The sequence below is a fragment of the Acidiferrobacterales bacterium genome, from assembly GCA_028820695.1.
In the GTDB taxonomy this organism is placed as follows: Bacteria; Pseudomonadota; Gammaproteobacteria; order Arenicellales; family JAJDZL01; genus JAJDZL01.
Window position 1 is genome coordinate 1 of sequence record JAPPIB010000051.1, and the last position, 26,775, is coordinate 26,775.

The window sequence follows — 26,775 nt, forward strand, 5'->3', positions numbered from 1 at the left end:
CGCCAGAATCGGGCTGTTGATGCGAAAATAATGCTCTAACGCGATTTCAGGGTTTATACTGTTATGGACTATAAAATCGGTTTGTTTCACCATGACGATCACTTATTGTGATTTCGCGTCTGCGAAAACAGGATTGAATGAGTGCATTGAGCGCTGTTGAAGCAAAGCACCGGTTCTAATGACTCAATTATCAAATGGAATGATAGGGGTATAGGATGAAAAGGTCATTTGCTGCGATCGCAGCGACAGTCATACTGTTTTGCGGGATGCATGGCCAGGCAGGGTCGCTGGGGCCGGTACCGCAGATAATTGCTAAATACGATCGTAGTTTCATTGAGCGGTCTGGCGCACAGACTTTCGGGGAGATGCTTGATACCGGCATCCTTCGTTACTTTTTTACCGGCGGGCGCAATCTGCTCGTCATGGTGAACGGTCAGCCATACGGAACGACCGCCAGCAATCTGGACGCCATCGTGCTTTCAGCTGTTGAGCGAATCGAGGTGATCAGGGCGGAAAGTCTAGGAACGATTGGCGGCTCGGCGGCGGTACGAGGCGCTTTCAACCTTGTCCTTAGAGACGATCTGGAAGGGTTCGATGTTCGGGCCGTCGTTCGCAAACCAAGTCGAGATGGTGGTGAATCCGGGCAAGGGAGCGTAGTATGGGGAGAAAAACTTGATGCGGGTGGGTATATAACCGTCGGTATCGATATCTTTGATCGCAGTGAGATTGAAGGCAGTACGCGCGACCATAGCCGTTCGGAGTGGACTTCAGAAGGGGGTTTTGCAGGATCGAAAAATGTCAGCGTGGGCGGCAACACTGCCTATTTCTTCGATAATGGGTTAAGGTCTAGTCCGGTCGGTGGCTGCGACAAGGCTCACGGTTACACTGGCGAACTCAGCAACCCTCCGGGGATCACTACCGGCGACAAAGGTTGCGGATTCGCCTACGGCAAATTCTGGTGGGACACGCCAAGTTACGAACAAAAAAATGCGATTATAAATCTCAGCAATCCAATTGGAGAGCACACTGAATTTGAGATGTACGCCAATTTCACGCAGGGCAAACGCAAGTTTCGCTACGCCCCATCGGTTGGCACGTTCGTCCTTTACGAAAATATTCCTAAAAAACTGGTTAACAGTATAAATTGCAACTTAGGCGGCAATCTAGGTTGCGACCCAGACGACCCACCGGAATTAGACCAAGGCCCCGTGGACGAAAATACACCCATTGCCCTTTCACATCGATTTACAGGCCACGGCAACCGAGACTGGATAACAGATAGAGACGAATACGACATATCTGCCGGTATCAATCATCGAATCGCCCCCAATATTGCATTTGACGCCAAGTTCAACGTGTATCGCGGCATCAGCGATATAGATGGCAATACCTTCGTATCCATCCCTGACATAGTTGCCGAGGTCACGGATGGACGTTATGACGTGGTCAACCCGCTCTCGACCATGCCGAGCCATCGGGCTGCAGTCAAGGCGAGCAGCCTGCAGGAGGACGAAAGAGCTGTGTCAAAATACCAAGACGCGCGTTTCGCGTTTGACGGTACCATACCGGGAATCGGGGGACGCGACATAGCATGGACAGCGGGTATTCAGTTTTCCAAGGTTGACTCCTCCCTGCAACTGCGGTTCATAAAGGACAACGGCGAGATTATCGACGACGTGACCGAAGTGCTTGGTTCGGGTGGCACGAGTTATGCTGGAAAGCGCAGCACGAAAGTCGCTTTCTCCGAGGCTTCTATTCCTGTTACCGACTCGGTAACTATACGAGCGGCGGCGCGGTTGGACGACTCCACTGACATCGGCAAACGGCGCGCTTGGCGATTTGGAACCGAGTACTACCACAGCGAAGTCGTATCGCTCAGAGCCTCAGTCAGTCGAGGTGACGGTGCGCCCAGCATGTACCATCTTCACAGCACCAAGTTACTGACCCATCCTTATGTCAGTTGTCTCCCGGCAGACGAGCCGCCGGTGCGTAGCTGCAACACCATCAATCCGGTGCAGGTAAAAAGAGAGTTGAAGGGTAATCCCAACCTCAAACCTTCAAGATCCGAGAGGCGTTCGGTCGGTTTTGGGATTATCAAAGGACCGTCCTATTTCATTGCCGACTGGTACCGACTCACCACTTCAAATTTACCCGGGACAAATTATGCAAGTTGGGCAGTGCGTAATTACGACAAATGTGGCGACGGCGTCCCTGAAACTAGGTGTATTGAAGGCCTGAAGGAGGGCAATGTCACCATTAAAGACAGTTTTGCAAATAACACCAAAACAGACATTGTCGGACTCAATACCCGGTTTGGTACAACTGTGGATACTGATTGGGGCTTTGTCGGAATGCGTGGATTCTGGCGATATGTCGCCAGCAGCGAGCGGGAAGTTGCAGGCGTGAAACGAAAGTATCCGCTCCCGCGTAACGCTGTGCGTGTTGTGAGTGCAGTCGGTCGTGGTAATCTCACTGCGTACTGGGCATTGAATTACCGCGACGAGATCGGAAATACATGGGGCGATGGACGATTCAAATCTTGGATCGGCCACGATCTGACGTTTGACTGGAAAAATCCACTCGGGCATGAAGACTTGCGATTGACCGCAGGCATATATAACGTCACTGATGCAAAACTTTCAGTCAACACTGCTAATCCAACTTCGACTGACGGACCGCGCGCTGCCGGCTGGGGTCGCACCTACTTTCTGACTCTCAACATGCGCTTCTGACGTATGGAGGTTTGCTGATCGTTTATTTTGACCTCGCGGGCTGACGCAGCCTGTTTGTGGCGATCGCTACCCATTTCATTGCGGTGGACTGCATAATCTCGCGTCACTGCAGGTTGTGATCTTCACCTGGCTTTACGAAGTGGGCATTTCGGGAAGACAAGCTCATTGAACCTTAGCATGCCAACCAATAACATTAAGCCTATTTTGGTTGCGCTTGTCGTCATGAGGTCTCGAGACACTATGGTGCTGACTGCCGGAATGCCAGCTTGCAAGCTCCGAATTCCGGTCGAATTGAGCAATCTCGTTTCCGTATATACTTTTCCACCCGTAGATGCCGGAAATTAAAATTATTTTAGCTGGCACAACGGGCAATCTCCACCAGACACCAACTTCAAAAGGAGCAAAACCATGATTGAAAGAATTGAGACAGGTCAGCGAATGAGCCAGATTGTCATCCATGGCGATACAGTCTATCTGGCAGGACAGGTTGCACTCGCCGCACCCGGTGCAAGTGTTGCCGACCAGACGAAAGATATATTGGGACGTATTGACAACCTCCTATCTCAGGCGGGAACTGACAAGTCAAAACTGCTTTCGGCAACCATATGGCTTACCGATATCGGTGACTTTGACGAAATGAACTCAATCTGGGACGCTTGGGTCTCGCCAGGCAATGCGCCAGCCAGGGCCTGTGTCGAATCTGCATTGGCAGCACCACAATTCAATGTGGAAATCGGTATCGTAGCGGCAAAATAATTGAGGTACCCAGTCGGTCTGATCATTTGAGGAAACTTGAGTTATGCGGATTGTGATCCTGGGTGCCGGTGTTATCGGCATCACAACCGCCTACGAACTGTCACGTAACCAAGATTTTCAGATCACGGTTGTCGACTCAAGTCCTGAACCTGCTTCAGAAGCCAGCGGCGTCAATGCCGCGATGATCGCACCTGGACACGCTTTTGCCTGGGCGTCTCCCAAAGTACCCGCGATTCTGCTCAAGTCGATCTTCCGAAACGATCAGGCGTTTCGACTCAGATTTCGATTCGATATGCAATTCTGGCGATGGACTGCACTGTTTCTCAAACAATGCAACAATGCGGACGCAATTCGAAACACAATTCAGAAACATAATCTTTGTGTTTACTCACAGAAGAGACTGGGAACTATCAACCGTGAGAACGATATCGATTATGAGAGGATTGCAAAAGGGCTGTTGTATGTTTATCGACGCGATGCCTCCTTTCGTGCCGGCGTGGAGCATTCCAAAATTCTTCAAGACAACGGCCAGCAGCTGGAGGTTTTGGGCACCGATGAAGTCATTGACCTGGAACCCGCATTCGAACACGCCTGTAACCGAATTGCCGGCGCGATCTACAGTCCGACCTGTGAAACCGGAAATTCCCAGATATTCTGCCGGAAACTGGCGCGCATATGTGAGTTGAAAGGTGTTGAATTTCTCTTTGATACAAAGGTAAAGTCGATTATCACCGAGTCGAAGCGGGCGCAAAGTGTGATGACGTCAAATGGCGAGATTGAAGCCGACCTTTTCGTTGTCTGTCTTGGTGCGTACACACCGACAGTTCTGAAGCCGATTGGAATCAACCTGCCGATCTACCCGGTGAAAGGCTACTCACTGACCTTGCCGGCGAATCAGCAACAAACCAACCTGTCAATCGGAACAGTCGACGAGGACAATCTGGTCGCTTGTTCTCCGATCGGCCAATCGGTCAGGGCGACAGCAACAGCGGAGTTTGCCGGCTACGATCTCACACACAAACCCAAAGACTTCGCACCGATGATGAATGCCGTACAGGAACTGCTTCCTCATGCGGCAATCTATGACAAGCCCATCTTTCGTACCTGTTTCCGACCAATGACACCGCAGGGTACGCCATATATCGGTTATGCAAAGTTCCCCAACCTGTTCGTCAATTCAGGTCAGGGGCATATGGGTTGGACTATGTCATGCGGTTCCGCCAAGATTGCCGCTGATCTGATCATGGGAGAGAAACCGGAAATCGACGCTGAAGTTTTTCGTCCGAATCGTAGTGTGCCTTGACCAAGCATCAATAGATGACATAGTCTGGGACATCAGGTAGAATTTAGGTAACAGCGTACAAACACACAAGCAGGACAAAAAGATGGAAGCAGCATTGAAGATCAATCAGACATCAAGGATCATTCGCAACCATATTCCATTTGAACTCGACGGTGGAATTGCTGAACGAGCGGCGATCGGTGTCATAGTGCTGGGTACCGACCAGACGATTGAGCACGAATTTCGAGAGTTTCTCGACATCGATGGTGTCGCTTTCTACGAAAGTCGAATTCGTAATTCAGCCACAATCACACCTGAAACGCTGGCTGACATGGAACACCGTATACCCGAGTGTACGGAAGTGATTCTGAAAGATGTGCCGCTGGATGTAATCGCCTATGGGTGCACTTCGGCTTCGATGGTGATCGGAGAAGAGCGCGTGTTCGAGCGAATTCGGGAAAAACGCCCGGATGTCAGATGTACCACACCAATCACTGCCGCCTTTGCCGCGTTTTCGGCACTGAATGCGAAAAATCTTGCTGTACTGACACCTTATCGAGAAGACGTGAATGACGCGGTTGCCGCCTACATTGAAGACAATGGTTTCAATGTGGTGGCATTCGGCTCCTTCAATGAAGAGGATGACAACAAGACCGCAAGAATCTCGACAGACTCAATCCGTGATGCGGCCATCGAACTCGGACAGATCGATGACGTGGACCTGGTTTTTGTGTCCTGCACCAACCTACGGATAGCACCCGTAGTCAACGCGATTGAGCAGGCGATTGGAAAACCTGCAACGTCAAGCAATCACGCCATGGCATGGCATTGCCTGAGACTTGCCGGGGTTCACGACAGGCTGCCGCAGTTCGGTCGCCTTTATAACGTCTGAATATTTCTCATTCGGGATGAGATGAAGTCTCGTCCGGCGCAATTGTCTCGATCGACGACGGCTGGGTAACGAAAATATCGCGTGCCAGACCGACTATCCTGGAATCGGGGGGCACGACAATCTCCGTATTTTTATCAGGATAGTCGAAACTGGAAAGGAAATGCCTCATACAGTTAAGCCTTGCCCTTCTCTTGTCATCTGATCGGACTACCGTCCACGGTGCATCCCTGGTATCGGTATAAAAGAACATTGTCTCTTTCGCTTCTGTGTATTCCGCCCACAGGTTAAGGGAATCGTTGTCAATCGGACTTAGTTTCCAGCGTTTCAGCGGACTGTTCCTGCGTGCATCAAATCGACGGCGCTGCTCTTCCCGACTCACCGAAAACCAGTATTTGAAAAGATGAATGCCACTATCGACTAGCATTCTTTCCAGTGCCGGCGCCTGTCGCATAAACTCCAGGTATTCAAGTCGGCTGCAGAAATTCATCACCCGTTCGACTCCGGCTCTGTTGTACCAGGACCGATCAAACATCACCATCTCACCGGCGGTTGGCAGATGGCGGATATATCTTTGGAAGAACCACTGACCACGTTCTTTCTCACCGGGCTTGGGTAAAGCCACAACTCTGGCAATTCGTGGATTGAGGTGTTCCATGAATCGCTTAATTGTTCCGCCCTTGCCGGCAGCATCCCGTCCCTCAAACAGAATGACAATCTTCTTCTTGTCGTTCTTGATCCAGTTCTGAGCCTTGACGAGTTCAACCTGCAATTCGGATTTTACGTCCTCATACTCCCTTCGAGTCAGTTTCTGCTCATAAGGATACGGCTCTACATCAAAAGAACTTTTCGGGGCAATCGTGTTTTCTACCAATTTCATTTCTTGAGACCAGTCCAATACTCGCGAATTCAAGTCAAATCACAGCTCACAGTCAGTCTTACAGATAAAGTCCATGCTGGGATGAGAACTCGGACTTCCATACTTATACCAAATTTTTGGCATTAAATCAAAAGGCTATAACGCTTTTTCAAATCATTTGCGACTTCAGGTTGAACGCGTCATTGCTCAGCATTCCTCTAACAGTGCCTGACGGTCAATTTTTCCGGTACCGGTTTTCGGCAGTTCTTTTCGATATTCGACTACGCGTGGATACTTGAATGGCATCAGATGATTACGAACGTGGTCCTGCAGTAACCTTGTCTGGTCATCGTCAGCGCAAACTCCGTCCTTCAGGCAGATGACAGCTCGCAGGGTCATGCGTTTATCCGACAATTCCTGTGCCATGACTGCTGATTCGTGCACATCTGGATGGTCATTCAGGCAACGCTCAACCTCCAGTGGCCATACCCACTGCCCCGAAATCTTGACCAGGTCGTCGGCCCGACCCTGAAAGTAGTAATAACCATCCCTTTGCAGAAAGCGATCGCCTGTATAGATCCACTCACCTCGAACTGTCTCAGCCGTCTTTTCGGGCTGACGCCAATACCCGGGAGTGGACGAATGACCGCGCACCAGCATGATCCCCTCCTCTCCTGCTCCCACGTTATCGCCTTCTGGCGACACCAGTCTGATCTCGTAACCTGCAACTCTGGCGCCGGCTGCACCGGTTCTGTGATCGTCATGTCGATTGGAAAGATAGATGTGCAGCAATTCTGTCGAGCCCAATCCTTCCGTAATTCCATGTCCTGTCAACTCTTGCCAAGTGTTGTAGATTTCTTCAGAAAGCGTTTCCGCTGCGGATATCGACTGCCGAATTGAAGTGAGATTCCTGGAGCCGATTGATTCATCCCGGCATAACAGATTGTAGAGAGTGGGCAGACCGAAGAACACAGTCGGCCGAAACTTTTCGATCGTGTCCAGGACCGCGTCGGATCTTGGCCTGCCGGATGCCAACAAGGCTGTTGCACCGACTGAAAAGGGAAATGTCAGGGAATTTCCAAACCCATAGGCGAAGAAAATCTTCGGAACTGAGAAGCAAATGTCGTCATGTGACAGCTTCAACACATTCAATCCGAACGACTGGTGGGTATACGCCATATCGTGGTGCAGGTGGACAATGCCTTTGGGCTGGCCCGTGGTGCCAGACGAATACATCCAAAAGGCCATCTCGTCAGGTTCGGTATCGGCACAGTTCAACCGTGTCGGCTGGTCTTTCAAAAACTCTTTCAGCCCTGCACTGCCATCGCCGTACTCATCAACCGCAATGATCTTTTCAACACACGTGCCGTCCAGCGTCTGCTTGGTGAATTGGTCGGACAACGACGCCTCGGTGACGACGAGTCTGGCCTCACTGTCCCTCAGATAGTAGTTCAGTACATCGGGTTTGGTTTGCGTATTGAGCAGTACCGGCACAAAACCGGCACGGACTGCGCCGAAAAATACAGCTGGATAGACGGGTGTGTCGTCCAACAGGCACGCAATTCGATCCTGTCGCACAAGTCCCGCCGCCTTGAATGCATTTCCCCACATCGAAGCTACGGCGGTCAGTTCGCGATAAGTCAGATTGCTGCTGGAACTGATTACTGCAAGTTTGTCGGGATTTCGCTCCAGATTGTCCCATAGAATCGATGAACAGTTTGCATGCTCTGACCGAACGAAGCCAATCTCCCGAGTACCAGGCACATCATCCGCGACCGGATCGCTCATTTTGATTTCAAATGGTCTGTTCAAATCGTATCCGTCTGTGATGCAACATATTGCCAAGAAACTGCTTTTCGAGAAAATGTTCAAACCAGTCACGGCCAACGCCGCAGGTCAACACTCACCCCATAGTATTGCAACTTGGATTTAAATCGAGGTTACGAATTGAAATTTCGAATTTCAAAGACTATTGATAAAGGAATTGACACTTCCTTCAGGGTCTGTGACATCAAAGAGGAAGCAAAGCAAACTCATGTCTCCTACCATAAACTCGAACCGGCGTGACTGTTCATACTGGTCAGATTTTGGATAAATCAATGCTACGGTCTTGCAATCGTAGTTCTTGCCGTAGGCGAACAACTGATACATATCAGATTGCGAAATACCATATTTCAAGTCGTTGGTTTGACCAACACGTTTCCATTTTGCGTCCAATATGAACCGAACAGAGTTTCCCTGTTTTAAAGAAATATCTGGCTTCATGTAAAAACCTTCATCACCGTCTTTTGACGCGAGAGGCTTGCGCGGACCTTGTGAATGAACATCATATTTGTTCTGATATCGCCTGAAACTGTGAATGACAAAATCCTCGAAAACTTCCTCCATCGGAAATAGCAAGGATACGTTCTCGTGACTGCCTGCAAATGTAGCTAAACGTTCGTCAAACAAGAACAAAATTATCCAATTCATCACTCCTTTGTAGTGTTGCATGGTACGGTCTACATGATGACTATTCCAGTCAGCATGTATATTGGTTGAGGCAGGAATATCAGAAAATGGATTTGTGACTTGCTGCAGCAATTGGCGATTATCTGAATCTGTCACTTGACTTCTAAGCAGTTTGAGAGTTTTGTGTATCAACCGATTGGCCGGTCGGTTTTCGCTGAATTCGTCATGTCTAACGTAAAAATTCGATTGATCGATCAGGTTTTCTCGAATTTGTCCTGTAAAATCCAATCGACCGCGTAGATAGGGTAAGTTTTCTTCAACTTCGATATATCGTCTGGCAAGGCCGCTACGAATCAAATCACGAACATTGGACAAGAACAGGAATATGAAAGCTTCCAGCAATGGAAAGTTGCGCAGCGTCCGAATCTGGCTACTTGACAGCTCTTGAAACCCTTTGCGCCGCCAGTGTCGCAACATTGACAAGAATATTTCCCGAGTTTTTTTGTCGGCCTTATCTGAATCGCTCGAAAAGTCGATTTTCGGAAGAATTTCAATGACCCTACGGCTTTTCGTGGTAAAAATCCCAACATAATTTTGCGCAACAAGATTACCGTTCGAAAACGAAAACACTCGGCTGTCCTGGTTTCTTAAATCGGCAATGTCGTCTTGGCTAAATTCCGAAGACATTGCCAGGCGGTCATACTCTCTGAGGATTATGGGATCAGCCATTGTCTATCGGACTTGCGTCATTCGTATTTTCATAAATTTGTTTGTACTGCTCAGCATTCTTCCATGCTTGTTCGTTCACGCCCAAACGTTCAAAATATTTTTCTTCTCCTGTAAGAAAGGAGTCAAGATTATTGTCGACGAGAGACAGTCCCTTAACCTTAACGAACGAATTATTACCTAGAATCGCTCTGATTTTTTCCCAGTCGTCATAGAAGTATTCTTGTAACAAGGGCAATATTCGATTTTGAAATCTATCAGCCAGACCGTCAATATCTTTTACGCCAAAAAAATAGGTATGACCAATTTGCCGTTCACGATCCAATAGCATAAAAATTCGTCGATTCATGCTCCTCAGCAACTCCTGACAATTCACTCCTTCAATGCTCGTTGGGATTTCAGAGTGAGATGGATTGGGCATCATTTCCTTAAATGAAAATCTTCTACGAAGGGCGGTGTCAAGAATTTGTATCGACCGATCAGCAGTATTCATCGTGCCGATGATATAGAGATTAGATGGCACACCAAATGGTTTTTGTGAATAGGGTAAGATCGCTATCTGTTGGTCTGACTCCTCCAACCTCTTAGAACCTTCAATCAAAGTAATTAATTCGCCGAAAATTTTGGCAATGTTTCCTCAATTGATTTCGTCAATAATGAGTACGTAATTCTTCTCCTTCTCGGCAATCGCAACTTCTGCAATGTTTTTGAATATACCGTCACGTATCTCATAACCGACTTGATCACCAAAAACGTTTGGACGTATTCCTTCGACAAAGTCTTCGTAAGCGTAGTTTTGATGGAACGTTGTAAAGGCGATTTGACCGGATTTTTCTTTTGGGTCGAATAGTAGGTCCTTGAATCTGGTGCGATCGTCGTCCGTAACCTCATCTGTTTTTTTCTTATCGACGATTGCCAAGGCATAGTTGATAGAGTGCCATGTCTTGCCTGTCCCTGGTGGTCCATAGAGAATCTGATTGCTGGGGAAGTGGGGATTCAAAATAACTACAGGCTTCAAAATAACTACAGGCGGAGGGCATATGCTTGCTAAATGTTCTAACGTTTGACGGTATTGTTCTACCGATTTAATTTCGTTTAGGCCCTCCAGCTGGGAAAAACCCTGTTTAAATTCGAAACGTTGATCCAAATTAGCGTGAAATTTATTTACCCAAATCACGTCGATTTTCCGGTTTTTATCCCAACCTCTTTCTTCTATGTATTCGTTATTAGAAATGACCCCAATACCATGTAAATCTGATTTTCTACTTCCGGCAATTACTATGCTGCCATTGCTCGCATTCTGGAGTTGAGGATAATCGTGTTCCGTAAATACACAGTTATCTTCAGAAAAAGTCTCCCAACGATCAATACCATCGTGCTGTTTATTGGTAGTAATCTGAAAATGTTTCCGTAAATTTTTTCTAAATTCATCATCTTTCAGCGTGTATGCCAATAAACCGATTTCGTACAGTTCGCAGCCAGGAAAAATGCTTCGAATCAATTTCAAGTTTTCTTTGTACACTTCCAGTGTGAAATATTGTGCGTTGTCTGTGTTGGGTACCCTTTCGAAGGTTTCGAGTTTCAGTGATAACAACGCTTTATCCATCGACAAAAAATCAGTAGCATTTATCAAAGTAAGGACTTGGGTAAGTTTGGTTACTCCAATGCCGGCAACAATTAATGCCTCTGAAAAATCCGTCGAATTAATATTGCTGAAGCCGTTCACAGCACATTTCAGCAACGTCCACAGCACATCTGGATTGCGAGGCTGCTTATCATGCCAAAAATTAAGATTTTTAGGTGTGGGCGTTGGGAAAACTAGTTTGTGACGTACGAAAAAATCCAATTTGTCTGCTTCTACCGATTCTCTTAACCCAAAGACTTCACTTATGCTGTCAAGAATTTTCTCCCTACTTGTTTCTCTATTCTTGCTCGCAACCCTATAAATAAAACTAAGGGGGTCAAAATATTCTTTGTGCTCCTCAACGATATTGACTGTTTTCCCTCCGTCATTCCATTCAACACGTTTCACTAAATCTATAAATTCCTTACGGTCGCCATCTTCAATTTCCGCAATTCGCTTTGATAATGCCTTGAACCAAGGAACCCAATAATATGTTTCTTTCACGGTAATCTTTCTCCTACTGCTAATCGATGGAATTGTCAGGGTCAATGCTGTGCATCGACGCTTACCTCCAGTAAATTGGAACAATATACCTTGGTTTCAATGAGTTGAGTTTATGTTTGTTTCAGATCTGATATCTCGAATGATCCTGATGCAAGACATTCATCCTGACTCGAAGTATTTCATGAATTCAGGCGCAATGGTACGCAACCGCTCTTTGCTCATGCGACCGGAACGCATCAGATAGTCCAGCGCAAACTGTTTGGGCGGCAGCGACATATTCTCACCAAATCGATCATACCAATGCGCCGAAGCGTCAGCCGCCATGACTATTTTCCTTACTATCGCCCGCCGACTTCGGTCGTACGCTGCCAAAGCACTCTCAATCGTCTCATTTGAATCAAGCATCCGGCCAAGTGCGATCGCATCTTCCATAGCGAGACGGGTCCCAGAACCGATTGAAAAGTGCGCCGTATGAGCGGCGTCTCCGATCAGGACACGATTGGATGAATACCAATTGTCACACCAAAGTTTGGGAAACCGACGCCAGACAGAATTGTTGGTCACCAACGAAGCGCCTCCAAGAACGTGTGCGAAAAGCCCGGAACAGATCCGAGCACTCTCAGCTTCACCAATCCTGTCAAATCCGAAAGACTCATAGGTGTGCGCACCACATTCGACAATGAAAGTGCTCTTGGACTCTTCGTACCGGTAGTGATGGGCGTTCAATGGACCATGTTCGCTCTCGATAAACGTCTGGGTCAACGTCTCGAAGCGCACTTCAGTTCCAAACCAGGCAAAGTAGTTGCCTGCATATTTGATCTGCGGTCGATAGACTTCATGATCCGCTTGTCTGATCATCGAATTCAGGCCGTCCGCGCCTATGATCAGGTCACCATCAAGTTCGTCCGGTGACTTGACCGCCCTGCCGTAACGAATCTCGGCACCCAATGCCAATGCATGTGCGCTCAGGATTTCAAGCAGCCGCAACCTGCCAATCGACGTGAACCCCATTCCATCAAGCGTTATTCGCTGCTGAGGCAAGTTGAGCGTCAAGTTCTGCCAGTTCTCCATTTCAGGAACAATCAGACTATGGACCTCAGGGTCGCCATTTTTCATGAAGTCCAATGCCCTGTCCGAAAATACAACCCCAAATCCGAAGGTTGCCCCTTCCTGATTCCGCTCTGTCACACGCACCGCCCGCTGTGGAAAAGCTCTGCGAAGAACAATTGCCGAATAGAGTCCTGCCGGTCCGGCTCCCACAATATCGACACTGCGAAGATCGACCGTCATTGCCCGGGAATATCAGTATTGGCTGATTGCGAGTATCAAAAGGTGGTGAATCAGGTTGTCGAATGGTTCGATCAATCGATTATCGGAGCGCAAGCGCTGGCGTCGCGCTGTCACCTCAGTCACTCCCCTTTCCAATTCGCATCACGCTTTTCGGCAAACGACTTTGGCCCCTCTGCGGCATCCTCCGACGCCATCATTTTCTGATAACCTTCAAATTCACCTTCATGCAGCATCCGGTAGCACTCCTCAATACCAACGTCCTCGGTTTTACGAAGTATCTCCTTAACGGCCGCAACCACCAGCGGCGCACCTTCGGCAATGACGGTCGCAAGCTCACGCGCAGATTGCATCAGCTGATCCTGAGGGACAACCCGATTGACGAGACCCCACTTCATTGCCTCTGCCGCAGACATCCGTCTTCCCGTCAATAGCATTTCCACCGCGATCGCACGTGGAATCTGTCTGGGCAAGCGGAATGAGGCAGCGTCCGCCACAACACCGACCTTGATTTCAGGAAGAAAGAACTCGGCGTGCTCCGCCGCTACAATCATGTCCGACGACAATGCAATCTCAAAACCACCACCCACCGCGTAACCATTGACAGCACTGATCACAGGCTTGTCAAGATCGTGCAGTTCTGTTATTCCGGCAAACCCACCGGGACCATAGTCATCATCAAACCCCGCATTGCCCGCTGCGACTTCCTTAAGGTCCCAACCGGCCGAAAAGAACTTCTCTCCAGCACCCGTGATGATCGCAACTCTCAATTCCGGGTCATCTCGGAAACCAACCAGAATCTCACCCATTGTGCGACTGGTTTCAAGATCAATCGCATTCGCCTTGGGCCGATTGATCGTAACCTCCAAGATTGGACCATTCTTTATGGTCAATACTCTCTCACTCATTCCCAAACCAACTCCTCATTACAAAACCAAAGACCAATCAAGTCTTGGATAATACCAGTGCGAATGATTGCACCATGCTCTCATAAATTCTGTCCAACTCACTCAAATCTTCGAATCACGGCATCGACTACGATCGCTTCCTGATTCCTGCTGTACACAAACAACGGATTGATTTCAAGCTCACTTATTCGATTGGCATCATCAGTGACAAGATCAGCTATCCGTACCAACGTCGCTACAGTCTTGTCGAGATTGAGACATTCATCTCGAAATTCCGAAAACAGGCCTCCTATCTTCAGTTGAGTTAACGCCTGCCTGATATCTTCGGGTTGTACCGGGAAAAATAATATCGCCATGTCGCCAATGAGTTCTGTCAGTTTCCCTCCCTGGCCGATGATCATGATTCGGCCAAAGTGTTCGTCATTGCGTATACCCACCAGAAGTTCCAATGCAGGCTGGGAAGCCATCTCCTCAATAAGAATCTGCCTGCTGACACGAGACAGTGATACCACCGCATCATTCAGACTCTCGTCAGATTGGATGTTTACGATCACACCATCGACTTCTGTCTTGTGCACGATTTGTGAAGAACATACCTTGGCAACAACCGGGTAGGAAAGGCTGCGGGTAACACAAATGGCTTCACTGAAGTCGGATGCAAGCTGGCCCCTCACTGTCCTTACCCCGAAATTCTGCAAAAGCTGTTTGGCCTCATGCTCATTGAGCAGGACTGAGTGGCCATGGTTGGCGCGCGTCAGCGGCCTCAGTGACCGCAGTCTTTCCCGAACCGATGCGAATCCGGCGCAATCCGATATCACCTGCATGCATTCGTACATGCCAAGCATCGGTGCGATGCCGTTTTCAATCAGCTTTTGCTGGACATTCTCGGAAAAATTCTCGTGCAGTGTTGCAACTACTGCGACACGGGCATTGGTCTGTCGCTTGGCATCGATGATCGCCTCGACTGCGAAGTCCCACTCGGTAGTATCGCATATGCCTGGTGCGGGATAGTCGAACACCTTGATGTTCGTGGCCTGACCACCCTCAAACACAGCCTGGAAACATGCTTTCTGCGCACTTTGACGTCCCCAGATGTAGGTGTGGTAATCCAGTGGATTCGAAATGACTACCCGATCGCCCAGCACATCATTCAACCGGCTTTCCTGGGCCGACGTGAACTCGGGAAATTCCAACCCGAAAGACTCAGCGATATCAGCCACCAACGCGGCCTCACCTCCTGAACAGCTGATCGATGAAATTGTACGTTCGGCAACAGGCTCGAGAACCGACAGGAATTTCAGGGTTTCCAGAAACTGCGGAATGCTATGTACCTGAATCATTCCGAATTTCTCATAATAGGCACTGCTGAGCACTCGGTCGCCGGACATCGAATGAGAATGCGTCATTGTGACGCTGGACCCGACTTCCGAAAAGCCTGCCTGCAAGACTACAATCGGAATATTGTGTTCGAGCGCGCCGATCGCGGCTTCAGACAAAGCCTCGGCATCCGGAATCTTCTCAAGATACAGCCCAATGGCTGTGACATCCGGATTGTCCAGCATGATGTTGATGTAGTCATGTGTCTTCAGACCCGCCATATTTCCGGTCGAGATGAGAAAGGCGATCGGCACCCCTCGTCGCTGCATCGTAAGATTGATGGAAATATTACCGCTCTGGCTGATGATCGCGACTCCTTTCTCGCACTTTCTTCCGCCCTGCTCGTCCGGCCAAAGAGCAACTCCATCCTGAAAGTTGAGCAGCCCGTAACAATTGGGCCCAATCAACGGCATCGTTTCTGAAACCGCTTCCAGTCGTTTCTGCAGTAACTCTCCATCCTTGCCGACTTCCGCGAACCCCGAGGCATAGCACACCACACCACCTGTACCAATCGACGAAAGATATTCGGCTGCTTCCACTGTTGCGTCTTTGGGTACTGCGATAAATGCCGCGTCGGGAGTTTGCGGCAGATCGCACAGTGAACGAAAGCATTCCCGCGACTCAATTTGTTCCCGATTCGGATTGACGGGCCAGATTTCGCCACTGTATCCAAGCCGGTCGCACTGAATGATGGCACGGCGAACCTGCTCACCACCGATCATGGCAATATTTCCAGGGTGAAGCAATCGCCGAATTCTTGTTTTGAATGGACTGCTCAAGACGGTCCGACGGGATCGGCTTTGAATTGGGTGTTGCCAGCGGCAAACTCGTATCGGTTCAGGACTTCCAGAATCTCAATCAGGCAATTGTCACGTAGCTGTTCCAATTCCCGAATCGATCGGCCTGCGGCCTGGGTCTGCGTTCCGGATACCATTCGGTCAATGAGGTCATCGGTCAGTTCAGGGGCTTCCATGTGTGTCCACGGCAACTTCAAGGCAGGGCCGAACTGATGGAGCATGTGCCTCATTCCCTGATCTCCACCTGCCAGATGAAATGTAAGACAAACGCCCATAATCGCCCATCGCAAACCGGGTCCATAGACGATCGCATCATCGATATCCTTTGTTGACGCAACCCCATCGGCAATCATATGCAATGCCTCACGCCAAACCGCTTCCTGAATCCGATCTGAAACATATCCCTCTATTTCCTTTCGAACCATCAGTGGATACATGCCGATTGAGCGATAGAAATCCGCTGCCTCATTTGCGAAATGCTCCGATGTATGCTCACCTGTGACAATTTCCACAAGCGGCAGGATGTATACAGGATTGAAGGGATGCCCGATCAGGATCCTGTCAGGATGCGAAACCTGTGCCTGAATTTCAGAAGGCAGCAATCCCGATGAACTGGAGGCGATTATGACTTGTGGCGGCGCGACTGAATCCATTTGCTGGTGCAACTGTTTTTTCAGCTCGAGGTTTTCCGGCGCGCTTTCCTGAATGAAATCACAGGTTGCTGCGACTTCCTCCAGGTCATCGCAAAAACTGACTGAGCCAGACCGTTCCCGACCAAACCCGAGTTTCTCAAGTGCGACCCAGGCATTGTCAACATGAGCCTTTGCCATCTGTTCTCCGTCTGGACTCGGATCGTAGACCAATACGTCAATGTTTCTCGCACTGCAGCGGGATATCCAACCCGACCCGATCAGCCCCGCACCGACAACGCCTATTTGGCTTATCGGTTTCATTTCAGCTGATCCCGTGCAGTTTGTTGTGTTCGCCCAGTGCAGGCACAACTTTTTCTATCGAGGCGCTATCCATAAGGCACTCGGCAAATGGCATCGGCAAGGCATTGATGATGTCACCCTCATCGGTCCGAATCTTTCGGTCAAAGACTCCGCGAGCGATGTAATGCGCATCGCCGACCGCTTCCTCGAGCGTACTCGCGATGACCGCGCAGGCATCCTTATCGACAAACGTCTCCTTCCAGCAAGCAGAACTCTTGCTCTGGATGATTCCCTGTATTGCCGCTACAACATCTTGAGGTTTTGCAGTTTCATCAATGGAATCCCGATCGAAACCGATCGCAGTACAAAACACATCCCAGAATCGGTCCTCAAGAGCCGCCACGGCCAGGTAGCGTCCATCAGCTGTTGCATAGACCTGATAGCGCGGTGAGCCGCCGGTCAGGAGCTGATTACCGTATCGCGGCCAGTCACCCGTCCCCCATCCCAATCCCAGACACCAGAACATCAAGGGAAACAGACAGTCTGTCATCGATACATCAATGTAGCACCCGCGTCCCGTACGGACTCGCCGATGAAGAGCCAGAAGAATATTCATGACGGCCGGATATGAACCCGCTGCCAGATCGGCCGCGAGCAGTTGCGGAATAGACGGCTTGCCGGAACTGGTATCCCCGATCGCGAGCATCCCGGTATCTGCGACATAATTGAGATCGTGGGCAGCAACCGAAGCCTTGGGTCCGGTCTGGCCAAATCCGGTGATGGAGCAATAGATCAATCGTGAATTGATCGCTGAAAGATCGTCATATCCCAAACCCAGTCTCGACATCACACCAGGTCTGAATTGCTCAAGCACTACATCACATTCTTTTATCAATGACTTGATTTCATTGATAGATACGTTATCTTTCAAGTCTGCAGCAATACTTTTTTTGCCTGCGTTCAGCAGCGCGAAAGTCACGCCGTTGTCTCCGAATGCATCCTTGTAGATACGCATTTCATCACCGATGCCGGAACGTTCCACCTTGATGACTTCAGCACCGGCGTTGGACAACATCAGGGATGCGAGCGGTCCGGGCGCAAGCGTCGTAAAGTCTATGACAGTCAGATCATCAAGCGGTCCTTTGGCTGCGTCTTGCATTGCTGGAACGGTCAATTGTTTTTCAACTTGCGCAATGTGTCCGCATCCTGTCCGAACAAGATTTTCTTTTCTTCCTCTGTCATCTTCTGGGGACTCGGGTTCACCTGCTTGGCCACGTCATATGCACGAACTGTTGCGGGGCGACTTCTTATTTGCTCAAACCACCGGCTGAGATTCTCAAACTCCGAAAGATGCTGTCGTTGTCGCTCGTGAGGGACAATCCATGGGTAACATGCCATGTCGACAATCGTATATTCCCGCCCGCAGATGAATTCGCTGTCCGCCAGCTGGTCGTCCAAAATTGCATACAGCCGCGACACCTCTCCGACATAGCGTTTGATCGCATATGGATTCTCTTCTTCAAGATAGACCACGAAGTGATGGTTCTGACCGGCCATCGGACCCAGATTCGCCATCTGCCAGAAAAGCCACTTCAGAACGCTGGCTCGTCCGCTGACCCCGGAAGGAATGAAAACGCCGTGCTTTTCTGCAAGATATAGAAGCATGGCGCCTGATTCGAACAGTGACACCTTTTCACTGCCATCTGCGGGCTGGTTGTCAACCATTGCCGGAATTCGGTTGTTTGGAGAGATTTGCAGAAAGTCGGCAGTGAATTGCTCACCTTTGCCGATATTGACAGGAATGATTTCGTAGTCGACACCCGCTTCTTCAAAGAACATGGTAACCTTATGCCCATTGGGCGTGGTCCAATAATACAAATCGTACATGGTTGATTCCCCTTCGCTAGAGTGTGGTCGATCGTCGACCTGTCATACGGCGCGCATTCAAGCGGCCATTCGCAATCCCAAAATCTCTCTGGCTTCTGTCACTGTCGCCGGACGCCGACCAAACTCGCCGGCAACATCAACAATCTTCGTAACCAGTTCGGCGTTGCTCGCAGCCAGTCGGTCCCGATCATAGCGGATGTTGTCTTCCAGACCGGTTCGACAGTGCCCGCCAAGTTCCAGGCACCATTGGTTCACCGTATACTGATGTCGGGCGACTCCGGCAGCTGTCCAGGTTGCGCCCGGCAAGACATCATTCAACTCGGAAATCAGGAACTCAAGCAAACTTCGACGTGCCGGCAACGCATTCGGTATGCCAAGTACAAACTGCACATGTGCAGGTGCCGCAAGGAGATCTCGCCGGACCAGTGAAGCCGCGTTATACAGCATTGCGACATCGAAAATCTCAATCTCCGGTTTGATGTCATACTGCAGCATCGTTGACGCCAACTCATCAACGAATGAAGGTGGGTTCTCATAGATTGACGTCGGGAAATTGACTGAGCCCGTTGCGAGCGAGGCCATATCGGGCCGAAGCCTCAGCATGGCGCCTCGCTGGCTGAGTTCCCTGCCGCGACCGCCTGTAGAGAATTGGATGACCATGCCGGGGCAGTATTTCGTCACACCTTCCTGAATTTCGGCAAATTTCTCCGGATCCGACCCGGGCGACTGATCTTCGTTACGCACGTGGATGTGTACCAGGGACGCACCAGCCTCAAACGCCTCATGCGTCGACTCAATTTGCTCAGGCGGTGTTACCGGTACGGCCGGGTTGTCCTCTTTTCTGGGGACTGCACCGGTGATGGCAACAGTGATAATGCACGGTTCTGACATGACTATCTCTCCTTTGGGATTCTCAGGCTGTTTTTGCCTTGAGACTGAAAGAACGAATGGACGGACGCGAAGCCAATTCCCTGATCAGCGTCGTCAATGGTGAGCCGGTTACGGAAGTCGAATCCAGGCGGATCGGACCAGCGCCTTTCAACGCTGAATATTCCTTTTCGGCGTAGAACGCAGCGAGCAGAAGATCATCGTCCGACGCGAACGGTCCCCTCGTCCTGCGCAAGCGTTCCAGGGCCGGTGGAACATGCGCACCGGGACGCTCCCGAATTGGTTCCGCGCCTCGGGCAATCTTGTCATATAGGTTGGGTTCGATTTCACCGGCCACCTCACCATACCCACCTTGGACATACAGTCGTACCTCATCGGGAACTGCATCATAGCGATCATTTCCGCGGTCTCGACCCATTACATTGAGTACCGACTGGGTAATGATGTATTGAGCGAACGGGCTGACTACGATTGGATAGCCGAGATCAGCTCTTACATGCCCGGCCTCCTCCAGAATCTCCTGAAGCCGGTCCTCGATGCCGAGTGTACCCAACTGATAGCGCAGATTCGAAATCATTCCGCCGGGCACTTGATGGTGATAGTGAAATTCGTCATATTCCGCGACTTCGCCAACGGGCTTGTTTTCAGTCTTTGCAAGGTAGGCCAGCTTGTCGGCAACCTGTTCGACCTGCCCGAGATCCACATCAGTCTCATAACCCCTACGCTGGCAATTGCGCACGAACAGCTCGGTCGGCGGATGTGAGGCGCCGTTCGCCAAGGTTGATGTTGCAGTGTGCACGACATCGACGCCGTAATCAACGGCAAGCAACGCAGTATAAGGCGCAAGTCCGGACAGGCAATGGGAGTGAAGTTGGAGCGGCAAGTCACCGATCGCGTTCTTCAGCGCAGGAATCAGGGTCGGTACCCGGTCCGGACGCAAAAGGCCACTGGGATCCTTGATATATACACCATCAACGTCCAGTTTGATCAGTTCTCTCGCTTTTCTCGCGTAGTACTCGTCAGTGTGGACCGGGCTGACGGTATAAACCAGCCCCCCGACCGTTTGCAATCCATGCTGTTTGGCTGCACGTATGGGGATCTCAAGGTTTCGGATGTCATTGATGGCATCATACGGGGTGTGGTATCTCATACCATTGGCGGCAAATCGCTCCGCTGCCAGCTCAACCACGTCATCTGCAAAGAACTCAAATGTGAACAGACTCTGACCGCGAGTATGGATGATCAGGGGAGTCTCCTGGACCCAACTGCTCAGAATGCGCATCCGCTCCCAGGGGTCTTCGTGAAGGTATCGCACACAAACATCGAAAACCGCACCGCCAACAAGATCAAGGGCCTCAAACCCTGAACGGTCTAGAATTGGGGCGATGTCTTTCATCATCGCCGTTGTCATGCGCGTTGCCCACAGACATTGGTGTGCGTCACGCATCGTCAGGTCAATCAGGTTAACTTTTCGCGCCATCTCAAGTGTGCTCCGGGAGAAACTTGTCTTCCACCCATTTGGTTGAAATGTTACCTGTTTTGAAATCGGTGTGCCGTAGCAATTTCTGATGGAATCCGATCGTGGTAGCGACGCCCGCGATCTGAAATTCCTCCAAGGCCTGTTCGGCGCGGGCCAGTGCGTGTTCTCGATCATGACCATGAATGATCAGCTTTGCGATCATCGAATCATAATATGGACTGATCCGGAATGACTCATAGGCATGGGTGTCCACGCGTACTCCCGTTGTGGCCGGCGACTTCCAATGTGTGATCACCCCCGGTGAAGGAATAAAATCATTCTGCCAGTTTTCGGCATTGATTCGAAATTCAATGGCATGCCCGCGATACTGTACGTGTGGCGCAATACTCGACAGCGACTCCCCGCCGGCAATTCGAATCTGGGCCTCGACCAAGTCCAATCCGAAAAGCTGTTCCGTTACCGGATGTTCCACCTGGATCCGCGTATTCATCTCGATAAAGTAGTATCGCTTGCGGTCTTCGGTCAGGACAAACTCCACCGTCCCAGCCCCTCTGTAGCCGATGGACTTCCCCAGTCGGACTGCACAATCATGCAATCCTTCGCGCATGGAATCATCGATCACACTGCAGGGCGACTCCTCTACGAGTTTCTGATGTCTGCGCTGGATCGTACAGTCACGCTCGCCCAGAGCGATGACATTGCCGTCATTATCCGCCAGGATCTGCACTTCAACGTGACGAATCCCGGTCAGGTACTTTTCCAGATACAGTTCGCCATCGCCGAATGCGGATTGCGCTTCCGCGGCAGCCTGTGTGAACTCTGAAACAAACAGTTCGGCGTCCCGAACAATTCTCATCCCTCGCCCGCCTCCACCGCCGCGGGCTTTAATCAGCACGGGAAAATCGATGTCTTTAGCAATTCTCAACGCCTGGTGCGCGTCCTTGAAAGACGACTGGGAGCCTGGCACGACTTCAATGTTGAGCTTGACCGCTTCAGCACGTGCCTGTGACTTATCTCCCATACGCTCAATCGAATCAGGGTGAGGACCGATGAAAATCAAGCCTTCACGCTCACATAACCGGGCAAATTGGGAGTTTTCTGATAGAAACCCGTAGCCAGGATGTATAGCTTGGCAATCGGTAGCAACTGCGGCGTGAATCAGGCCGTTGTGATTCAGGTAACTGTGGCTGGCAGTATTCGGACCGATTCTGATACTGTCGTCTGCCTGCAATACGTGTAGGGACTTGCGGTCGGCGTCAGTGTAGACAGCAACGCTCTGAATGCCCAGGTTTCGACAAGCCTGAACCACACGTAAGGCAATCTCACCGCGGTTCGCAATCAGTAACCGTTTCATATCAAATCCACAATCCCGAGTTTCAGGTCAGCGGCAGATGCCAAACTGCCCACCAAACCATGTTTGGTCTGATTTTCCGAAAAAGTATAGCCCATTGTCACGCAGCTTCGGATGAATCAGTTGGCACTTACCGCAGTGTCAACAACTGGATATAGATACGGAAAAGGGTATCGGGAAATTTGTGGAATGGTATCGGCAATACCATAACTGATTGCCAGGTCACGCGGCAGTTCTGCGGCGTATTCAACTCGATTGGATCACCAGCATCACAGCAAAACGCGATTGGCAAATAATCTGACAGCTTGATCAAACAGCAATTGCCCGAAATCCGAAGAGTCCGGGCAATTGCAAATCAGATCACTGCGTTGGCAGAATCGATTGTCTCATGCTATCGATTCAGATAGACCTTCTCTCGGCGGTCGGCGAAGTCGGGAAGCGGATGATCCTCGCGAAGCGCTTTTGTGATTCCGTAAACCATAAGCAAGCAAATTATCGCGAGCGGCAGTGCAGCAACGATTGACGCTGTCTGCAAGGCTTGCAGTCCACCTGCCAGCAGCAGGACTCCAGCCACAACGCCCGAAAGCAGTCCCCAGAACAGTCTGAATTTGATCGGCGGGTGCTCGTCGCCCATAGACAGCATCGTACAGATAACCAGCGTGCCGGAATCCGAAGATGTGACAAACCAGGAAATAAGCAGAATCGTTGTCAGAACTGTCAACACCGAAGTAAACCAACCAAGGTTCAAGCCTGTCAGAGCCGCATAGATTGCATTCGAATAGTCATCATTGACAACATCGATCAAGCCGATTTGATTGAATAGTTCCATTCCGATAGAACCACCGCCAAATACTGCGAGCCACAGAATCAATACTGCAGTAGGCATCAGCAATACGAATGTGACGAATTCTCGAATCGTTCGACCTCGCGATATTCGCGCGATAAACAATCCCACAAACGGACACCAGGCGATCCACCAGCCCCAGTAAAAAACTGTCCACCAGCTCTGCCATTGACTTTCCGGATCTCCATCGATCAGGAAACCCATCGGAATGACGTTCCACAAATAATCTCCCGTCACCGTCACCATAATTCCCAGTATGAATGCGGTAGGACCGAAGATGAGAAAAACCACCATCAGCACGATGCTTGCGATAACGTTCGCTTCACTGAGTATTCTCACACCTTTTTCGACTCCGGTTACCGCCGATGTCGTACCCATTATGGTAATTGCGCCGATCAGAATCAGCTGATTGCCAACGGAATTGGTGAATCCAAAAAGACTCTCCAACCCGGCATTGATTGCTAGCACACCCATTCCGAGTGAAGTGGCGAGACCAAAGATAGTACCGAACACACCGACCAGATCAACGATATGGCCCCAAACACCGAATATCCGTTCTTTCAGTACCGGATATAACGCAGTTCTCAGAGTTAGAGGAAGATCGTTGCGATAGGCAAAGTAGGCGAGGCACAACCCGACTAGAACGTACAGGCCCCAACCGTGAAATCCCCAATGGAACAGGGTAATTCGAACGGCAATGACCGCGGCTTCTGCGGTATTGGGTTCAACTCCCGCGGCTTCAAGGTACGGATTGCCTTGCACATGATAGAGTGGCTCCGCCACTCCCCAGTACAACAGACCGGAACCGAGTCCGGCACTGAAAAGCATGCTGACCCACGACCAGGTTGAGAAATCCGGTGTGTCTTCGTCCTTGCCGAGTTTGATGTCCCCAAACCTGCTGAATGGCAACCACATGACACTCACGAGCACCGCGCAGACTGTACCAATGTAAAACCAGTCAAGCGACGTGGTGATAAATCCGTTAATTCCAGAGAAGAACGTTCCTGCGCGCTCCACGTCTGATATCGTGTAACCCACGAATCCAACAATCATGACCATCGAAGCAATAGCCATGAATGAGTTCGAACCCGCTAATATGCCCGACGATGCGACATGAGATCCATTCGGTTTTTGATGATCGTTATTACTCATTTCAATTCACTCCTGATTTCTATCTCACGCCGCCGATCGCACCTTGGCGAGGCGCTTTCATTGCCCATTCTTCAAACTTTTCGGAAATTCTCACATAGTTTTCCGCCCACCACCGGGCATCCGATGCCAGTGTGAACCCAGACTTTGCGTTTGGCCCGGTAACGAACCCGGACTTGATTTCATCTGGAATCAGATCATAGGCAGACAGACGCGTCGGTTCAATCGGTTGGTGCATCGCCTGTCCCGCCAAAGCATCACTGCTGCTCGCATATCTAATGAATTCAAACGCTGCTTCGAGATTCTGTGTGCCCTTTGGAACCGCATACAAGTCCATTTCGGTGATAGCTCCATCAGTTACGATAGCGATTGGACTGTTCTGCTGCCGAATTCGATCCGTTGCTGAAACCGTCCAAATTCCACTCATCGTTACCAACCCGTCTTCAAGATACCTGATCGGTTCATTTTCGTAAGCCCACCAAAGAAGTCCGGACCGGATTCTGTCCAGCATCTTGAAGGCCCGTTCCAATCCCTCGTCAGTCTCCAAAGTTGCATAGATATCTTCAAGGGGAACACCATCGGCCATCAGCGCCCATTCCATGAGCACAGACGGGTCGCGCCTGGCGGCTCGGGGACCCGGGAATCTTTCAACATCAAAAAAATCGGCTACCGTCGTCGGAGCGTCATCCCCAAATACCCGGGTATCGTATGCGAATGACGAAGACCATCGTATGCCACCAATCCCGCATTCGTTCAACGCACCTTCAACGAAATCCTCTGATGCCGGTACGCCATCGATGCCATCAGGCAAATTAATATCGGTGAGAGGTTCTAGCAAGCCTTCTGCGCAACCGCGCAAAACGTCCGCTTCAGTCATATCGATAACATCCCAGATTACGTTTGCGGACTCAACCTGGTTACGCACTTCCTTCAGGCCCCCGGCATAATGCTCTACAGCGACCGATTTTCCTGTCATCTGTTCGTACGGGCGAACAAACCCCAGCATCTGAGCGCGCATATAAGGCCCTGTCCAACTTACGAATGTCACATCCTCGTGGGCATGTGCACTAAGAGAAATGCCTGAAGCACAAAGCGACAGCAGACAGATGCGGGACAAATTTCTAAAGACTTTCATGGCGAGTGACACCTCCTGATAGAAATGAAAAACTCTTACTTTTATGAATGATTTAGTTGCATATCATTCAATTATAACGAGATACTCAAATCGACAATTAAAAGAGACCGTTTCGAAGGCTGTAATGTAATGATGTTTCGCGCGAAAGCCGCGACTTAAAAGTACTTACCCCAAAATGCAAACCCCGCACCCTGCGGTCGAAGCTACAGGGGGTATTTTGAAACGAGGACCAACTTGCAAATAATTTTTATTTGGTATATACGATTGAATACAAGAATACGAAAGAAAACGAGAATCTAGAAAGTACAAGTATTCTTCCAACGAATTTTTTACCGCCTCATGGCAAGCTGAGCCTCGCCGGGATGCAGTTCTGTGAATCTGAGTTATCAGGACATTGCTGAAATACTCAAGTCAATCGATGAATCCGATGCGGAACAGATCGAGATTGAAGTCGAAGGCTTTCGTCTGGCTGTTCGCAAGCGGACTGAAGGCACCCAAGCCCCACAAGGCGACCGTATAACAGCAGACCCCCTCGCGCTGCCCGAAAAGGCCGAGCCTGAGGTCGCACCGCCAGCACCGGAACCGGCAAGTCAGGTATCGGCATCGCATGAACCTGCACAAGTGGAAGCCCCTGCCGATCACTCGATCATACGGGCCCCGATGGTTGGTACGTTCTACCGCCGACCCGACCCGGAATCTGAACCATTCGTCAAGCAAGGTTCAACCGTCAGGGCCGGTGATCCGCTTTGCCTCATCGAGGTGATGAAACTGTACACAACCATCGAGAGTACGGTAGACGGAACCGTCGTGTCAATTTTCGCAGAAGAAGGCAGTCTCGTTGAATTCAATCAGCAATTGTTTCTGCTCAGTCCGTAAGGGGAAACATCTGGAATGCAGAACGACATACATACTTTAAT

21 protein-coding genes are annotated in these 26,775 nt (G+C 50.1%); 5 read left to right on the plus strand and 16 right to left on the minus strand.

Annotated features, from left to right (window positions below; translation table 11 throughout):
* Positions 1-215 precede the first annotated feature (215 nt).
* The 4 genes from OXI60_09545 to OXI60_09560 all read left to right on the plus strand — a co-directional run bounded on the left by OXI60_09545 (position 216) and on the right by OXI60_09560 (position 5,662).
* A complete protein-coding gene (locus OXI60_09545) occupies positions 216-2,732 on the plus strand; it encodes a TonB-dependent receptor (GenBank protein ID MDE0310058.1) in 2,517 nt (838 codons plus the stop codon).
* A 408-nt stretch (positions 2,733-3,140) separates the two neighbouring features.
* Positions 3,141-3,488, plus strand: a complete 348-nt coding sequence (locus OXI60_09550) for a RidA family protein (protein ID MDE0310059.1) — start codon at positions 3,141-3,143, stop codon at positions 3,486-3,488.
* Between the two features lie 43 nt (positions 3,489-3,531).
* On the plus strand, positions 3,532-4,791 hold the full coding sequence (locus OXI60_09555; protein MDE0310060.1) for an FAD-dependent oxidoreductase: 1,260 nt from the start codon (positions 3,532-3,534) through the stop codon (positions 4,789-4,791).
* Between the two features lie 82 nt (positions 4,792-4,873).
* Positions 4,874-5,662, plus strand: a complete 789-nt coding sequence (locus OXI60_09560; GenBank protein MDE0310061.1) for a hypothetical protein — start codon at positions 4,874-4,876, stop codon at positions 5,660-5,662.
* A 7-nt stretch (positions 5,663-5,669) separates the two neighbouring features.
* Here the strand turns inward: OXI60_09560 and ppk2 are convergent, their stop codons facing one another.
* From ppk2 to OXI60_09640, 16 genes are all read right to left on the minus strand, one after another.
* On the minus strand, positions 5,670-6,539 hold the full coding sequence (gene ppk2, locus OXI60_09565; protein ID MDE0310062.1) for a polyphosphate kinase 2: 870 nt from the start codon (positions 6,537-6,539) through the stop codon (positions 5,670-5,672).
* Between the two features lie 186 nt (positions 6,540-6,725).
* Entirely contained in the window at positions 6,726-8,306 is a 1,581-nt protein-coding gene (locus OXI60_09570) for a benzoate-CoA ligase family protein (protein ID MDE0310063.1), read from the minus strand.
* Positions 8,307-8,480: 174 nt separating this feature from the next.
* Positions 8,481-9,698 (minus strand): hypothetical protein, encoded by a 1,218-nt coding sequence (locus tag OXI60_09575; protein MDE0310064.1) that lies wholly within the window; start codon positions 9,696-9,698, stop codon positions 8,481-8,483.
* Complete coding sequence (locus tag OXI60_09580; protein ID MDE0310065.1) at positions 9,691-10,296, minus strand: hypothetical protein; 606 nt, start codon at positions 10,294-10,296, stop codon at positions 9,691-9,693. The genes OXI60_09575 and OXI60_09580 overlap by 8 nt, the downstream gene beginning before the upstream one ends.
* A 36-nt stretch (positions 10,297-10,332) precedes the next feature.
* Complete coding sequence (locus OXI60_09585; GenBank protein ID MDE0310066.1) at positions 10,333-11,823, minus strand: hypothetical protein; 1,491 nt, start codon at positions 11,821-11,823, stop codon at positions 10,333-10,335.
* 159 nt (positions 11,824-11,982) lie between these two features.
* Positions 11,983-13,113 (minus strand): FAD-dependent monooxygenase, encoded by a 1,131-nt coding sequence (locus OXI60_09590; GenBank protein MDE0310067.1) that lies wholly within the window; start codon positions 13,111-13,113, stop codon positions 11,983-11,985.
* A gap of 119 nt (positions 13,114-13,232) precedes the next feature.
* The gene (locus OXI60_09595; protein ID MDE0310068.1) at positions 13,233-14,018 is read right to left on the minus strand and encodes a carnitinyl-CoA dehydratase; all 786 of its coding nucleotides are present in this window, start codon (positions 14,016-14,018) and stop codon (positions 13,233-13,235) included.
* 98 nt (positions 14,019-14,116) lie between these two features.
* Positions 14,117-16,117, minus strand: coding sequence for an acetate--CoA ligase family protein (locus tag OXI60_09600; GenBank protein MDE0310069.1), 2,001 nt, complete (start codon positions 16,115-16,117; stop codon positions 14,117-14,119).
* Positions 16,118-16,170: 53 nt separating this feature from the next.
* On the minus strand, positions 16,171-17,145 hold the full coding sequence (locus OXI60_09605; GenBank protein ID MDE0310070.1) for a 3-hydroxyacyl-CoA dehydrogenase NAD-binding domain-containing protein: 975 nt from the start codon (positions 17,143-17,145) through the stop codon (positions 16,171-16,173).
* Position 17,146: 1 nt separating this feature from the next.
* On the minus strand, positions 17,147-18,298 hold the full coding sequence (locus OXI60_09610) for a CaiB/BaiF CoA-transferase family protein (protein ID MDE0310071.1): 1,152 nt from the start codon (positions 18,296-18,298) through the stop codon (positions 17,147-17,149).
* Positions 18,295-19,011, minus strand: a complete 717-nt coding sequence (locus OXI60_09615) for a glutathione binding-like protein (protein MDE0310072.1) — start codon at positions 19,009-19,011, stop codon at positions 18,295-18,297. Before OXI60_09615 ends, OXI60_09610 begins: the two co-directional genes overlap by 4 nt.
* Positions 19,012-19,068: 57 nt before the next feature.
* Complete coding sequence (locus OXI60_09620; GenBank protein ID MDE0310073.1) at positions 19,069-19,902, minus strand: 3-keto-5-aminohexanoate cleavage protein; 834 nt, start codon at positions 19,900-19,902, stop codon at positions 19,069-19,071.
* A 22-nt stretch (positions 19,903-19,924) separates the two neighbouring features.
* Entirely contained in the window at positions 19,925-21,379 is a 1,455-nt protein-coding gene (locus OXI60_09625) for a pyruvate carboxylase subunit B (protein MDE0310074.1), read from the minus strand.
* Between the two features lies 1 nt (position 21,380).
* Positions 21,381-22,733 carry an acetyl-CoA carboxylase biotin carboxylase subunit gene (locus OXI60_09630; protein MDE0310075.1) on the minus strand — a complete coding sequence of 451 codons (1,353 nt, stop codon included), beginning with the start codon at positions 22,731-22,733 and terminating at the stop codon, positions 21,381-21,383.
* Positions 22,734-23,121: 388 nt separating this feature from the next.
* A complete protein-coding gene (locus OXI60_09635) occupies positions 23,122-24,726 on the minus strand; it encodes a BCCT family transporter (GenBank protein MDE0310076.1) in 1,605 nt (534 codons plus the stop codon).
* A 19-nt stretch (positions 24,727-24,745) separates the two neighbouring features.
* Positions 24,746-25,858: an extracellular solute-binding protein gene (locus OXI60_09640; GenBank protein ID MDE0310077.1), complete on the minus strand. Its 1,113-nt coding sequence runs from the start codon at positions 25,856-25,858 to the stop codon at positions 24,746-24,748.
* A gap of 372 nt (positions 25,859-26,230) precedes the next feature.
* On the opposite strand from OXI60_09640, the gene accB reads away from it, so the two are divergent.
* Positions 26,231-26,734, plus strand: coding sequence for an acetyl-CoA carboxylase biotin carboxyl carrier protein (gene accB / locus OXI60_09645; GenBank protein ID MDE0310078.1), 504 nt, complete (start codon positions 26,231-26,233; stop codon positions 26,732-26,734).
* The last annotated feature ends 41 nt before the right edge of the window (positions 26,735-26,775 follow it).

Coding starts and splice junctions, on each gene's coding strand:
- OXI60_09545 (MDE0310058.1), top strand. CDS start 216: ATGAAAAGGTCATTTGCTGCGATCGCAGCGACAGTCATACTGTTTTGC.
- OXI60_09550 (MDE0310059.1), top strand. CDS start 3,141: ATGATTGAAAGAATTGAGACAGGTCAGCGAATGAGCCAGATTGTCATC.
- OXI60_09555 (MDE0310060.1), top strand. CDS start 3,532: ATGCGGATTGTGATCCTGGGTGCCGGTGTTATCGGCATCACAACCGCC.
- OXI60_09560 (MDE0310061.1), top strand. CDS start 4,874: ATGGAAGCAGCATTGAAGATCAATCAGACATCAAGGATCATTCGCAAC.
- ppk2 (MDE0310062.1), bottom strand. CDS start 6,539: ATGAAATTGGTAGAAAACACGATTGCCCCGAAAAGTTCTTTTGATGTA.
- OXI60_09570 (MDE0310063.1), bottom strand. CDS start 8,306: ATGAGCGATCCGGTCGCGGATGATGTGCCTGGTACTCGGGAGATTGGC.
- OXI60_09575 (MDE0310064.1), bottom strand. CDS start 9,698: ATGGCTGATCCCATAATCCTCAGAGAGTATGACCGCCTGGCAATGTCT.
- OXI60_09590 (MDE0310067.1), bottom strand. CDS start 13,113: ATGACGGTCGATCTTCGCAGTGTCGATATTGTGGGAGCCGGACCGGCA.
- OXI60_09595 (MDE0310068.1), bottom strand. CDS start 14,018: ATGAGTGAGAGAGTATTGACCATAAAGAATGGTCCAATCTTGGAGGTT.
- OXI60_09600 (MDE0310069.1), bottom strand. CDS start 16,117: ATGATCGGTGGTGAGCAGGTTCGCCGTGCCATCATTCAGTGCGACCGG.
- OXI60_09605 (MDE0310070.1), bottom strand. CDS start 17,145: ATGAAACCGATAAGCCAAATAGGCGTTGTCGGTGCGGGGCTGATCGGG.
- OXI60_09615 (MDE0310072.1), bottom strand. CDS start 19,011: ATGTACGATTTGTATTATTGGACCACGCCCAATGGGCATAAGGTTACC.
- OXI60_09620 (MDE0310073.1), bottom strand. CDS start 19,902: ATGTCAGAACCGTGCATTATCACTGTTGCCATCACCGGTGCAGTCCCC.
- OXI60_09625 (MDE0310074.1), bottom strand. CDS start 21,379: ATGGCGCGAAAAGTTAACCTGATTGACCTGACGATGCGTGACGCACAC.
- OXI60_09630 (MDE0310075.1), bottom strand. CDS start 22,733: ATGAAACGGTTACTGATTGCGAACCGCGGTGAGATTGCCTTACGTGTG.
- OXI60_09635 (MDE0310076.1), bottom strand. CDS start 24,726: ATGAGTAATAACGATCATCAAAAACCGAATGGATCTCATGTCGCATCG.
- OXI60_09640 (MDE0310077.1), bottom strand. CDS start 25,858: ATGAAAGTCTTTAGAAATTTGTCCCGCATCTGTCTGCTGTCGCTTTGT.